The sequence below is a fragment of the Sabulicella glaciei genome (assembly GCF_026183895.1).
Lineage (GTDB): Bacteria > Pseudomonadota > Alphaproteobacteria > Acetobacterales > Acetobacteraceae > Roseococcus > Roseococcus glaciei.
Genome location: NZ_JAPFQI010000001.1, coordinates 605,066 through 617,280 on the forward strand (window position 1 = coordinate 605,066; position 12,215 = coordinate 617,280).

Sequence of the window (12,215 nt, forward strand, 5' to 3'; positions counted from 1 at the left end):
CCGGCCGATTTCAGACCACGGGGCTGCGCCCGCCATCCACGTTGATGGCCGTGCCGGTCACGTAGCCACCTGCGTCGCTCGCCAGCAGCAACGCCATCGCCGCGAACTCCTCCGCCTTGCCGATGCGCCCGAGCGGGACGGAGCGGCCCTGCTCGGCCTTCCATTCCTCCCAGGAAAGGTTGCGCTTGTCCGTGGCATGGCGCCGCACCCACTGGTCGCTCTCGATGATGCCGACCAGCAGCGCGTTCACCAGGATGTTGTGCGGCGCGAACTCGTTGGCCAATGCCTTGGTCAGCGCCATGCCGGCGGCCCGCGACACGCTGGTGGGAGTGGAGGTGGCAAGCGGCGCCTTCGCGCCGATGTTCAGCACGTTGATGATGCGCCCCCAGCGCCGCTCGCGCATCCCAGGCAGCGCAAGGCGGCACAAGCGGACCGCCGCCATGAGCTTGAGGTCGAGGTCGTCCTGCCAAAGCTCATCGCCCACGTCGAGGAACGGGCCGCGCTGCGATGTGCCGGCGTTGTTGACCAGGATGTCCACCTGACCCAGCGCGGCTTCGGCCTTGCCGTGCGCGTCGCGGCACCCTTCCGCCGAGCGGATGTCGGCGGCGATGGCGGCCACCTTGGCCTGCGGGGCGGCGGCCTGCACTTGGGCCTTCGCCTCGTCGAGGCCGCCCTGGTCCCGCGCCACAAGCGCGACGTTTCCGCCAGCCCGCGCGAAGGCCAGCGCCATGGCGAGCCCGAGGCCCTTGGACCCCCCGGTGATGAGGGCAGAGCGCCCGTCCAGCGTGATGTTCATGCGGCCTCCGTCAGCGTAGATGGATGGAACAGTTCCTCCGGCGAAACCTCGCGCGAAGCGAGGCCATCCGCCAGGGCATAGCGAGTCATGGCCGCGATCTCGTCGCGGTTGCGGCTGAAGCCGTAGGGCCACGGATCGCCACCCATGGCCCGCTCTTGCTCCTCGAAGGCGGCCGCAACCCAGGGCATGGAGACGCGCAGCACGTTGGTCAGGCGCAGTTCCGCCAGGGAAATGCGCCGCGCCTCGGCGAAGGCGCGGAACAGCGCGACGGGCAGCCAGGGATGCGCTTCGGCTACATCCTTCCGCACCGCGAGGCAGTGCATGATCGGGAAGAAGCGCGTCGCGGTGAAATAGGCCCTCTCCGCCGCGGCGTAGTCGGGAAACAGGCGCGCGACCTGCGGATGAGGCGCAGGCGGGCGCGGGGTGATCAGCGCATCCACCACCCCCTCGCGCAGCGCGGCCTCGGGCTCCATGCCCAGCGGCGCGACGTCGTGGCCCGGCGGAAGCTGGATGGCGATGCGCTCCGCCCCAATGCGCCACTTGATGCCGCGCGTGTCCACACCGTGCTGCTCTCGCAGGATGCCGCGAACCCACAGCGCCGCCGTCTGCTGATATTCGGGCAGGGCGATCGTCTTTCCCGCCAGGTCCTCCGGTCGCGCGATGCCGCGGTCGGTGCGCACATGGATGGCCGAATGGCGAAAGGCGCGCGACAGGAAGACCGGCACGCCGAGATAGGGAGCGTCGCCGCGGGCCGTGGTGGTGATGTGGCTGCCCATGGACAGCTCGCTCACCTCGAAGGCGCGGTTTCGAAGGGCGCGGCGGAAGATATCCTCCGGCTCGCCGGGTTGGGCGATGAACTCGACGCCGGGCACGGAAACCCGCCCGTCCAGGATGGGTCGCGTGCGGTCGGACAGGGTGCAGGCCAGGGAAAGGCGCAGCTTCGCCATTCAGTCGCTCTCTTTCGCGAGGTTCTCGGGGGTGAAGGGCAGCCGGGTCGGGCGGATGCCCAGCGCCTGGTGCACCGCGTTGGCGATGGCGGCGATGGTGGGCGCGACGCTCGGCTCGCCCGCGCCCAGGGGCGGCTCCTCGGGGCGCGCGATCAGCTTCACCGCGACGCGCGGCACCTCGGAGAAGCGCAGCACCGGGTAGGTGTCCCAGGAAGTGCTGAGGATGCACTCCTCGTCAAACCGCGCCTCCTCCTTCAGCGCGATGGAGGTGCCATGGATGGCGCCACCCTCCAGCTGGTTCAGCGCGCCGTCGGGGTTGATCACCTCGCCCATGTCGCAGGCGAGGTGCAGGGCGAGGCAGCGCAGCCTCTCCTCGGCGCGGATATGCGCGACGACGGCGCACCACGCGCCGGTGTTCTTGTAGCGGGCGAGGGCGATGCCCATTCCCTCGCCCTCGGACAGGGCGTGGCGGTTCTCGAAGCCTGACAGGGCGACCGCCTCGCGCAGCACGGTGGCGGCGCGCGGATCGTCCAGGTGACGCAGGCGGAAGCCGACCGGATCGCCCTCCGCCAGCTCGTCCATCACGCTCTCGATCGCCCAGACATTGGCGAGTGCCCCCAGGCCGCGCAGTGCGGAGGCACGAATGGGCATCTCCGTCAGCCGCACCATCTCCGCCTTCACGTGCGGCAGGCGGTAGAGGGGCACGAGGTTGCGCTGCACGCCGCCTCCGCCGGCCAAAGGCGGGTTGATGGAGACCGGCATGGGCGCGGCGCCGGGCAGAAGGGGCGCGCTCAACAAGGCCGGGTCCTTCGCGCGGCCCGGCCGGCCGGAATGCCCGTTGCCCCGCGCCTCCGTCCGCCACGAGACGATGCGGCCTTCGCCATCGCGGTGCACCTCCACCGCGACCCGCATGGCCGGGGAGAGCGGCGCCGCAGCCAGTTCCTCGGCGCGGGTCCACAGCGCGCGGACGGGGCGCCCGGGATGTGCGCGTGCGCAGAGCGCGGCGTCCAGTGCCACGTCATCGGCGCCATTGTGGCCGTAGCAGCCGGCACCCTCGCGATGCTCCACGACCACCGCCTCGGGCGGAAGGCGAAGCGCCTTCGCGAGGTCGGTGCGAAGGTTGTAGGGGCCCTGGCTGTGGCTCCAGACGCGCAGGGCGCCCGCCTCCCACAGCGCGACCGCGCAGCACGTGCCGACCGAGGCATGCGCGATGAAGGGGCGCCAGAAGACGCGGCGCAGCACCTGCGTCCCGTCCTGGGCCTCGCCCTGCTCGGCCACGGTGCTGCGCTCGCCCGGCGTGTCCTCCAGCCACCGCGGCCAATCGGCGGGGAAGGCGATACCGCCCTCCCAGCGTGCGAGGCGCGCGGCGCGTTCGGCCATGCGGGTCGCCTCCGCCTCGGACGCCGCGACCACGGCGAGGAAGTCCCCCTCGCGCAGCGCGAAATCAGGCACCGTGACCAATCGCGCGCCTGGGCGCGGCGGGCGGATCATCCGGGCATGAAGCATCCCGGGCAGGCGCATGTCGTGGAGGAAGCGCGGCTCCCCGCGCAGCTTCGGCGGCAGGTCGAGGCGCGGCGCGCTGGTTCCCGCGACGCGCCGTGCGCCAGCCGGGATGGGCGAGACATCCGGGCTCGCCTCCGCGTCCAGCAGGTCACGGTCGGACAGGGCGGCATAGGAGGAAACCTCCACGCCGTCGGGGCCGAGGAAGCTTCCGGCCTCCACCCGCAGCGCCTCGCGTGGGACGCCGCTCGACTGCGCGGCGACGGACAGGAACAGGGCGCGCGCATCGGCGCAGGCGTGGCGCAGCGCCATGCCGCATTCCTGGACGGAGAGCGAGCCGGACGTCACCGCCTCGTCCGGGCTTTCGCCGGTCACGGTCGGCGCGACGCGGATGGAGGAAAGGGGCAGCCCAAGTTCCTCCGCCGCGATCTGCGCCAGCGTGGTCAGGATGCCCTGGCCAAGCTCCACCTTTCCCGGACGGATCGTCGCCGTGCCGTCGGGGTGGAAGGCGAGCCAGCGCGACAGGCGCCGGTTGACGTGAAGCGAGCCGGGAAGCCGCGCCTTGCCGTCATCGGCGAAGCCATGGAAGGCGAGGTTCATGCCACGGCCCGCCGCACGGCGCGCAGGATGCGGTTCTGCACGCCGCAGCGGCAGAGATGCGGCTCCAGCGCCGCGCGGATCGCTGCCTCGTCCGGGCCGGGGTTCCGCCGCAGCAGCGCCGCCGCGCTGACCAGGATGCCGGAAAGGCAGAAGCCGCATTGCCCGGCCTGCTCCGCCTCGAAGGCCGCCTGCAAGGGATGTGGCGTGAGCCCTTCGACCGTCGTGACCTCGCGTCCTTCCGCTGCTTCCACCGGCAGGGCGCAGGACGGCACCGACTCGCCGTTCAGCAGGACGTGACAAGCGCCGCACTGCTCCTGGCCACAGCCGAAGCGGGGACCAGACAATGCGAAGTCGCTACGCAGGGCTTCGAGGAGGGTGACGCCGCCCGGATGCTCTGCGGGGCGGCCGTTCAAGGTGAACCCCATCCTCACCCCGCCGTGATGCGCGCCGCGGTGATCCATTCGCGCTGCCGCGCCACGTCGCGCTGGAGGAAGGCACCGAATTCCTCGACGCTCATCGGCATGGGCTGCGCGCCCATCGCCGCCTGGCGCTGCGCCGTCTCCGGCAGGCGGAGGACGCGGTTCACCTCGGCGTTGAGCCGCTCGACCACCGGACGCGGCGTGCCGGCTGGCGCCATGAGGCCCAGCCAGATGCTGGCTTCATAGCCCGGCAGCGTCTCGGCCACCGCTGGAAGTTCCGGCAAAAGCGGCGAACGCTGCGGCGCGGTGGTGGCCAAGCCGCGGACGCGCCCGGCGGTGATCTGCTCGCGCATCGTCGGGATGGCGTCGAACATGATCGGCACTTGGCCGGCGATGACCGCGGTGCGCGCCTCGTTGGAACCGCGGAAGGGTACGTGCGTGACTTCGACGCCGGCCATGGAGCGGAACACCTCGCCAGCGATGTGGTAGGGCGTGCCGGGGCCGGAGGAGGCGTAGTCGTATCGCCCCGGGTTCGCCTTCAGCAGGGCGATCAGTTCCGGCACGCTCGTGGCCTGGATGGACGGGTGCACCACGAGCGCGTGGTAGGCGATGTTGATCGCCGCGACGGGTGCGAGGTCGCGCAGCAGCACGTAGGGGCGGTTCGGCAGCAGAGTCTCGTTCGCCGTGTGCGTGTTGCTCATCAGCAGCAGCGTCTGCCCGTCGGCCGGGGATTTCGCGACCGCGTCCGTGCCGATGGTGGCGCCGGCGCCGGGCCGGTTCTCCACGACGAAGGGTTGGCCGAAGGCGGCCGAAAGGGGCTCGGCCAGCATGCGCGCCGCGACGTCGGCGCTGCCGCCAAGCCCGAAGGGCACCACGATGCGCACCGGGCGCTGCGGCCAGCCCGCCTGGGCGCGGGCGAGGGGCGGCGCGGCCAGGGCGGCCCCGATGCCGGCCAGGAGAAGCGGGCGACGCTGCGTCATGGGGGTTCCTCCGTCGTGTTTCGTCCTTCTTCTGCCGGGACGGGGCGCACCGCAAGGGCGTATCGCTACAGCAGCAACGCGCCGTAGAGCGCCCCCGCCACCAGCACCCAGAGCGGCGAGCGCGAGGATCGCCAGACGAACACGGTGCAGGCGGCCGCCAGGGGCAGGGCCAGCGTCGCCTCCTCCACCGTGCCCTTGGCCAGCAGCAGCCCCGAGGCGGCGATCAGCCCCACCGCGATGGGAACCAGCCCCCGCTCCACGAGGCGCAGCCAGGGCAGGTCGCGCTGCCGCAGCCGCGCCACGGCATAGGCAAGGAGCGAGGTCGGCCCGCACATGGCGAGCATGGCGGCGAACATGCCCGTCGCGCCCGCGACGTGCCAGCCGATCAGCCCCACCACCATGATGTTCGGCCCCGGTGCGGCCTGGGCGAGGGCGAAGCGCTTGGCGAAGGCCAGGCTGTCCATCCAGCCATGCTGCTCCACCACCAGCCGGTGCATCTCCGGCAGAACGGCGATGCCGCCGCCGACGCTGACAAGGGAAAGGGCGAGAAAGGCGAGCACCAAGGGCCCGATCTCGCCGTCCTCGCTCATCGCGCGGCCCGCCGTGCCGCCCAGATGCCAAGCGGCGCAAGGCCGAGCAGCACGAGGGGCAGGGGAACCCGCAGCAGCGCCAGGACCAGCGCCAGCAGCCCGGTCGCCGTCAGCATCGGCGTGGGGCGAAGCTTGATCGCCATCTTGATCGCGGTTCCCAGCACCATCCCGGCGGCAGCAGCGGCGATACCGGTCAGCACGGCGCGCACCAGCGGAATCTGGCCGTAGCGGTCATAAAGCGCCGCGACGCCGAGCAGCACGGCCATCGGCCCTGCGAAGAGCCCGATCCCCGCCAGCGCGGCCCCGGCGGCACCGTGGAAGCGTGTGCCGATGTTGATGGCGCAGTTCAGGGCGTTCGGACCGGGAAGGACCTGCCCCACCCCCAGGGCCTCGGCGTATTGCTGGTCGGTCAGCCAGCCCTTCTTCTCGACCAGAAGCTGCCGCGCCCAGGCATTCACCCCGCCGAAGCCGGTGAGGCCGATCCGAAGGTATGCCAGGAAAAGCTGCGTCCGGCTGGGTGTCACAGGAGGATCCAGCCCAGCACGCCCCCTGCCGCGAGCGCCCAGAGCGGCGAGAAGGCGGTGCGCCAGACGAAAGCCGCGCTACCCAGGATGATGATCCAGGGAAGGGGGCCGGTCCCTGCCGCCTCCGCCATGATGACGCCCGAGGCGGCGATGAGGCCGATGGCGACGGGCACGAGCCCGAACTGCGCCGGCTTCAGCCAGGGCGCGCGCGACAGGCGCTGCGTCACCCCCGCCACGCACCAGGCGAGGATGGCGGCCGGCAGCAGCATGCCGAGTGTCGCTGCCGCCAGCCCGCTCGGGCCAGCGATGCGCCAGCCCATCACGGAGGCGGCGAGGATGTTCGGCCCGGGCGCCGCCTGGGCCAGGGCAAAGAGCTGCGCGAAGGTCGCGGCCTCCATCCAGCCATGGATCTCGACGATCTGGCGGTACATTTCCGGCAGCACGGCATTCGCGCCGCCGATCGCGAGGAGCGAGAGCAGGGAGAAGGTGAGGAACAGTTGCAGGATCACGCCGCGTGCCTCCGGAGCGACAGCCAGATGCCCAGCGGCGCCAGGATGAGGACGATCAGCGGCAAGGGCAGGCGCAGCCAGGCGCCCGCGACCAGCGAAAGAAGCCCAACCCCGATCAGTTCGATCGGCGGGCGCAGCTTGTCCGCCATCTTCACCGCCATGCCGATCACCATGCCAGCGGCGGCGGCGGCGACGCCGCGCATGAAGGAGGCGACGCCCGGCTCCTGCCCGAAATGGTCGTAGAACACGGCAAGCAGCACGAGAATCGCGAGAGGTCCGCTATACAGCCCCGCCGTCGCGGTCACCGCCCCGGCGAAGCCGTGGAAGCGCCGGCCGATCATCACCGCCGCATTGCCCACATTCGGCCCCGGCAGCACCTGGCCGAGGCCCAGCACCTCGGCATAGTCGCGCTCGCTCAGCCATTTGCGCTCCTCCACGATGACGTGGCGGGCGATGGCCGCCACACCGCCGAAGCCGAGCAGGCCGATCTTGGCGTAGCCCAGGAAGAGCTCGCCGAGCCTCACCGCGGAAGGAGCTGTTCGGCGATCGTGGCGAAGAAGGAGGCGCCGATGGGGAGGATCTCGTCGTTGAAGCGGTACTGCGGGTGATGGACCGAGTACTCGCCCGCGCCGCCCAAGAAGAGGTAGGAGCCAGGGCAGGAATTCAGCATGAAGGAGAAATCCTCCGCGCCCATGGTCGGCTTGGGAAGGGGCATCACCTTGTCATCGCCCACCACGGCGCGAGCGGCGGGCAAGACCATCTGCGTGCTTTCCGCGTCGTTCACCGTGGCCGGGTAGGCGCGCAGGAACCGCGCGTCGGCCGTGCAGCCGAAGCTTTCCGCAATGCCGGTGACGATCTTCAGGAACCTGCTTTCCAGCAGGTCGCCCACCTCGGGCAGGAACCAGCGTGCCGTGCCCAGCATCTTCACCGCGCCGGGAATGACGTTGTAGGTGTGCCCGCCCTGGATGCTGCCGATGGTGATGACGCCGGCTTCCACCGGCTCCACGTTGCGGGCCACGATGGTCTGCAGCGCCTGGATGATGGCGGCGGCGACCACGATGGGGTCGTTGCCCTCGTGCGGCATCGCGCCGTGTGCGCCCTTGCCGGTGATCTCCACCTCCAGGTTGGCGACGGCGGCCATCATCGGCCCCTCGCGCCACAGGAAGGTGCCGGTGGGCATGCCGGGCCAGTTGTGGATGCCGAAGACGCGCTGCATCGGGAAGCGGTCGAACAGCCCTTCCTTCACCATCACGCCGCCGCCAGCGAGGTTCTCCTCGGCGGGCTGGAAGATCACATAGATCGTGCCGGAGAAGTTGCGCGTCTCGGCCAGGTACTTGGCCGCGCCGAGCAGCATGGTCGTGTGCCCGTCATGGCCGCAGGCGTGCATCTTGCCCGGGATGGAAGAGGCGAAAGGCAGGCCCGTCGCCTCCTCGATCGGCAGCGCGTCCATGTCGGCGCGGAAGCCGATGGCGCGGCCGTTCGGTCCGCCCTGGCCATGGATGACGCCGACGACGCCGGTGCGGGCGATGCCCTCATGCACCTCGTCGCAGCCGAACTCGCGCAGGCGCTGTGCGACCAGGCCGCTGGTGCGCGTCTCCTCGAAGCCCAGTTCGGGGTGTTGGTGGAAGTCGTGCCGCCATTCCGTCATCTCGGGGTGGAAGTCGGCGATGCGGTTGATGACGGGCATGAGAGAGACTCCTTTGCGTCAAGCAAAGGTCAGGCGGAGCCCTTCGGCAAGGGGGATGGGGTGGACCCCCAGCGCCTCCCGCATGGCGGCGATGTTGAAGGCCTTGTCCTCGGTCAGGCGGCGGATCTCGTCGCGCCCGATCCGGGGCAGGAGGAGGCGGGCGAGCGGGGCGACGGCCATCAGCAGACCCGCCGGGACAGGCAGGACGGGGCGTGGCGCAAAGCCGGCAGCGCGGGCCACCTCGGCGCAGAACTCGCGGTAGGGCAGGGGCTCCGGCCCCGCCACGTCCAGGACGCGCGGCGCTTGGTGCGCGATGCGGATCGCTGCGAGGAGGGAACGCGTGACGTCCCCTTGATGGATGGGCTGCACCAGGGCCTGCCCGCCACCCGGAAGCGGGAGCACGGGCAGGCGCCGCATCAGCGCGGCGAGGCGCTGCACGTTATCCTCGCCCTGCGCGCCGTAGATCATGGTCGGGTGCAGCATCACGCCGGGTCGGCCATCGGTCCGGAAGGCGGCCTCGCCCGCCCGCACCCCATCGCCATGCGCGTCGGGCCAGCGGGAATGGCGGCGCGTGGAGCCCATCAGCACGACCGGCGCCCCTGTCGCGGCCAGGATGGCGGGGGCGTGACGGGCATGGGCGCAGGAAACGACGAGTTCCGCCCCCTCCAGCGCATTTCGCAATCCCGCTGCGTCCTCCAGCGCCGCGACGGCGTGTGGCGCCGCGATGCCCATCGCCCGCCAGCGCTCCGCGTCCCGAACCACGGCGCGGAAGGGACAGTCCAGCGCGTGGGCCAGCGCCGCGCCGGAGCGGCCCGTCGCGCCGATGAGGGCGATCATCCCTCGGGCAGCAGGAAGCGCAGATCCGCCCCTTCCGGCGCCTGGGTCACCTCGCGCCGGACCAGCGCGTCCCAGCCGCGCTTTGGCGCGGGCGGGGCCACCCAGCGGGCGCGGCGCTCGGCCAGCACCGCTTCGTCCACCAGCAGGTCGAGGCGGCGCTCCTTCACGGAAAGGCGGATTCGGTCGCCGGTCTCGACCAGGCCGAGCGGGCCGCCGGCCAGCGCCTCGGGGGCGATGTGCAGCACCACCGTGCCGAAGGCGGTGCCGGACATGCGGCAATCGCTCATCCGGACCATGTCCTTCACCCCGGCCCGGCCCAGCTTGCGCGGGATGGGCAGGTAGCCGGCCTCTGGCATCCCGGCCGGGGAAAGCGGACCGGCGCCCTTCAGGATCATGACCGTCTCGGCGGTCACCGGCAGGGCGTCGTCGTCAATGCGCGCGGCGAGGTCCTCCAGTCCGTCAAAGACGTGGCATTCCGCCTCGTGCTCGAACAGGGACTCCGTCGCGGCAGAACGCTTGAGGATCGCCCCGTCGGGCGCCAGGCTGCCGCGCAACGCGACCAGGCCGCCGACGGGGGAGACGGGCTCGGCCCGCGGCTTGATGTAGGTGCGGTCCACGAAGGCCGGCCCGTCGCCGATGCGCTCGGTCAGGGTGCTGCCGTCGAGATCCACGCAATCCAGGTGCAGCAGGTCGCGGATCTCGTGCAGCAGGGCGACGAGACCGCCGGCCGCGTGGAAATCCTCCATGTAGCCCTCGCCGGTGGGCTTGAGGTCCACTAGGACGGGGGTGGTGTCGGACAGTTCGTTCAACCGGTCGTAATCCACCTTCACGCCGACGCGCCCGGCGATGGCCGAAAGGTGGACAAGGGCGTTGGTCGAGCCGCCGAGGGCCATCAGCACGCGCAGCGCGTTCTCGACCGACTTCTCCGTGATCAGCGTCTCGGGCCGGACGGGATTCTGGATCAGCCGCACGGCCTGGGCGCCCGCCTCCTCCGCCGCGCGCAGACGGTCGGCATGGGTGGCTGGGATGGAGGCGGCCATCAGCGGCATGAAGCCGAGCGTCGCGGCAAGGCACGCCATGGTGCTGGCCGTGCCCATCACGCCGCAGGTGCCCGCGGTGGTGGCGAGGTTGCCCTCCACCTCGGCAATGCGCTCCTCGCTCACGTCGCCCGCGCGGTAGCGGCCCCAGTAGCGGCGGCAATCGGTGCAGGCCGCCAAGCGTTCGCCCATGTAGCGGTTGGCCGACATCGGCCCGACGACAAGCTGCACGGCGGGCACGCCGGCGCTGGCGGCAGCCATGAGCTGGGCGGGGACAGTCTTGTCGCAGCCACCGACCAGCACGACGGAATCCATGGGCTGGGCGGCGATCATCGCCTCCGTGTCCAGCGCCATCAGGTTGCGGTAGTGCATGGAGCAGGGCTGCAGGAACGGCTCGCAGAGCGAGATGGTGGGAAAGGCGAGGGGCAGCCCGCCCGCCATCAGCACGCCGCGCTTCACGGCCTCGATCAGTTCCGGCGCGGTACGGTGGCAGTTGTTGAGGTCGCTGCCCGTGTCGGCGATGCCCACCACGGGCCGGTCGAGCGCGGCCTGGGAGTAGCCCATGGACTTGGCGAAGGACCGCCGCAGGTAGAGGGCGAACTCCTTGTCGCCGTAGTTGGCGGCGCCGCGCGCCAGCCCCTTCTTCTCGGTCATCGCCGCCACTCCCCGGACATCTGAGGCCCGGCAAACTGCCCGCAGAGGGCAGGGGCGTCCAGGGGCCGCCCCTTTCCTTCCTTACTCCGGCTGGATGCCGGCGCGGGCCATCAGATCCCGGTGCAGGGCAAGTTCCTCCCCGATGCGGGCGCGGAGCGGCCCCGGGCCCGGCGGCGTTTCCAGGAAGCCGAGCTGGGCGAGCTGCGCCTTGGCCGCCGGGGTGCGGAAGCTTTCGGCCGCTGCCTGGGCCAGGCGCTCCTGGATGGGCTGCGGTGTCCCCGCCGGCGCCTGGAGCGAGAACCATCCTGCCGAACGCATCCCGGCGAGTCCCGTCCCCACCTCCTCCACCGTCTGCACATCGGGAAGCGCTTCCAGCCGGACGGCCGAGGGAATGGCGAGTCCGGCCAAGCGTCCTCCCTCGATCTGAGGCCGCGCCGGGGCGACGACGGTCATCATCGCGTCGATGCGGCCGGCCATCGTCTCGGTCAGGCCCGGCGGAGAACCGTTGAACGGCACATGGAGCATGTCGGTGCCCGTCCGGCGCATGAAGTCCAGCATCAGTAGGTGCGAGGACGAGCCGACGCCCCATGTCGCGTAGGACAGCTGGCCCGGCCGGGCCTTCGCGGCCTCGACCAGCGACTGCACCGTGGGGGTGCGCGGATGGGCCACCAGCACGAAGCCCGTCTCGGCGAGCATGGTCAGGTGCGCGAAGTCGTTGACCGGGTCGTAGCCGATGTTGCGCAGCGCGAAGGGCGCCATGGTGAAGGACACCACCGTGCCGAGAAACAGGGTGTGCCCATCAGGACGGGCGCGGGCCACATGGCGGGCGCCGAGCGTCGTGGTGGCGCCGGGCTTGTGATCCATGATGAAGGTGCCGCCCAGCCGCTCCGACAGGCCCTGGGTCAGGATCCTCCCGAGCACGTCGGTGGAGCCGCCGGGCGAATAGGGCAGCACCACCGAGACGGTCTGGCCCCCCGGCCAGGCCTGCGCCCGCGCGGGAAGGGCGAGCAGGACGGGCGAGGCCAAGAGGGCGCGGCGTTCGATCATTCCTGGGTTCCTCCGTTTCTCCCACCTTGGCAGCGCAGGGGCGCGGGGCTCAAGGGAAAGGACGTTGGAGCGGTATCATGCTACCTCA

General features: G+C 71.3%; 13 protein-coding genes. All 13 read right to left on the reverse strand.

Annotation, left to right across the window (positions count from 1 at the left end; translation table 11 throughout):
• Window positions 1–10 precede the first annotated feature (10 nt).
• On the reverse strand, window positions 11–796 hold the full coding sequence (locus OF850_RS02745; protein ID WP_301588159.1) for an SDR family oxidoreductase: 786 nt from the start codon (window positions 794–796) through the stop codon (window positions 11–13).
• Window positions 793–1,743 (reverse strand): PhnD/SsuA/transferrin family substrate-binding protein, encoded by a 951-nt coding sequence (locus OF850_RS02750; RefSeq protein ID WP_301588160.1) that lies wholly within the window; start codon window positions 1,741–1,743, stop codon window positions 793–795. The genes OF850_RS02745 and OF850_RS02750 overlap by 4 nt, the downstream gene beginning before the upstream one ends.
• On the reverse strand, window positions 1,744–3,843 hold the full coding sequence (locus tag OF850_RS02755) for a xanthine dehydrogenase family protein molybdopterin-binding subunit (protein ID WP_301588161.1): 2,100 nt from the start codon (window positions 3,841–3,843) through the stop codon (window positions 1,744–1,746).
• Window positions 3,840–4,256 carry a (2Fe-2S)-binding protein gene (locus OF850_RS02760; RefSeq protein WP_301588163.1) on the reverse strand — a complete coding sequence of 139 codons (417 nt, stop codon included), beginning with the start codon at window positions 4,254–4,256 and terminating at the stop codon, window positions 3,840–3,842. Before OF850_RS02760 ends, OF850_RS02755 begins: the two co-directional genes overlap by 4 nt.
• Window positions 4,257–4,270: 14 nt before the next feature.
• On the reverse strand, window positions 4,271–5,242 hold the full coding sequence (locus OF850_RS02765; RefSeq protein ID WP_301588167.1) for a tripartite tricarboxylate transporter substrate binding protein: 972 nt from the start codon (window positions 5,240–5,242) through the stop codon (window positions 4,271–4,273).
• A 65-nt stretch (window positions 5,243–5,307) separates the two neighbouring features.
• Window positions 5,308–5,832, reverse strand: coding sequence for a chromate transporter (locus OF850_RS02770; protein WP_301588169.1), 525 nt, complete (start codon window positions 5,830–5,832; stop codon window positions 5,308–5,310).
• Window positions 5,829–6,356 (reverse strand): chromate transporter, encoded by a 528-nt coding sequence (locus tag OF850_RS02775; RefSeq protein ID WP_301588170.1) that lies wholly within the window; start codon window positions 6,354–6,356, stop codon window positions 5,829–5,831. Before OF850_RS02775 ends, OF850_RS02770 begins: the two co-directional genes overlap by 4 nt.
• The gene (locus tag OF850_RS02780; protein WP_301588171.1) at window positions 6,353–6,865 is read right to left on the reverse strand and encodes a chromate transporter; all 513 of its coding nucleotides are present in this window, start codon (window positions 6,863–6,865) and stop codon (window positions 6,353–6,355) included. Before OF850_RS02780 ends, OF850_RS02775 begins: the two co-directional genes overlap by 4 nt.
• Window positions 6,862–7,389 (reverse strand): chromate transporter, encoded by a 528-nt coding sequence (locus OF850_RS02785; RefSeq protein ID WP_301588173.1) that lies wholly within the window; start codon window positions 7,387–7,389, stop codon window positions 6,862–6,864. The genes OF850_RS02780 and OF850_RS02785 overlap by 4 nt, the downstream gene beginning before the upstream one ends.
• Window positions 7,386–8,552, reverse strand: coding sequence for a M20 aminoacylase family protein (locus tag OF850_RS02790; RefSeq protein WP_301588175.1), 1,167 nt, complete (start codon window positions 8,550–8,552; stop codon window positions 7,386–7,388). Before OF850_RS02790 ends, OF850_RS02785 begins: the two co-directional genes overlap by 4 nt.
• A gap of 18 nt (window positions 8,553–8,570) precedes the next feature.
• The gene (locus tag OF850_RS02795) at window positions 8,571–9,389 is read right to left on the reverse strand and encodes an NAD(P)H-binding protein (protein WP_301588177.1); all 819 of its coding nucleotides are present in this window, start codon (window positions 9,387–9,389) and stop codon (window positions 8,571–8,573) included.
• Window positions 9,386–11,080, reverse strand: a complete 1,695-nt coding sequence (locus OF850_RS02800) for a dihydroxy-acid dehydratase (protein ID WP_301588179.1) — start codon at window positions 11,078–11,080, stop codon at window positions 9,386–9,388. The genes OF850_RS02795 and OF850_RS02800 overlap by 4 nt, the downstream gene beginning before the upstream one ends.
• A gap of 81 nt (window positions 11,081–11,161) precedes the next feature.
• Window positions 11,162–12,127 carry a Bug family tripartite tricarboxylate transporter substrate binding protein gene (locus OF850_RS02805; RefSeq protein WP_301588181.1) on the reverse strand — a complete coding sequence of 322 codons (966 nt, stop codon included), beginning with the start codon at window positions 12,125–12,127 and terminating at the stop codon, window positions 11,162–11,164.
• Between the last annotated feature and the right edge of the window lie 88 nt (window positions 12,128–12,215).

Excerpts from the sequence above, each read along its gene's own strand:
- OF850_RS02795 (WP_301588177.1), bottom strand. The coding sequence starts at position 9,389 with ATGATCGCCCTCATCGGCGCGACGGGCCGCTCCGGCGCGGCGCTGGCC.
- OF850_RS02765 (WP_301588167.1), bottom strand. The coding sequence starts at position 5,242 with ATGACGCAGCGTCGCCCGCTTCTCCTGGCCGGCATCGGGGCCGCCCTG.
- OF850_RS02800 (WP_301588179.1), bottom strand. The coding sequence starts at position 11,080 with ATGACCGAGAAGAAGGGGCTGGCGCGCGGCGCCGCCAACTACGGCGAC.
- OF850_RS02755 (WP_301588161.1), bottom strand. The coding sequence starts at position 3,843 with ATGAACCTCGCCTTCCATGGCTTCGCCGATGACGGCAAGGCGCGGCTT.
- OF850_RS02790 (WP_301588175.1), bottom strand. The coding sequence starts at position 8,552 with ATGCCCGTCATCAACCGCATCGCCGACTTCCACCCCGAGATGACGGAA.
- OF850_RS02805 (WP_301588181.1), bottom strand. The coding sequence starts at position 12,127 with ATGATCGAACGCCGCGCCCTCTTGGCCTCGCCCGTCCTGCTCGCCCTT.
- OF850_RS02745 (WP_301588159.1), bottom strand. The coding sequence starts at position 796 with ATGAACATCACGCTGGACGGGCGCTCTGCCCTCATCACCGGGGGGTCC.
- OF850_RS02750 (WP_301588160.1), bottom strand. The coding sequence starts at position 1,743 with ATGGCGAAGCTGCGCCTTTCCCTGGCCTGCACCCTGTCCGACCGCACG.
- OF850_RS02770 (WP_301588169.1), bottom strand. The coding sequence starts at position 5,832 with ATGAGCGAGGACGGCGAGATCGGGCCCTTGGTGCTCGCCTTTCTCGCC.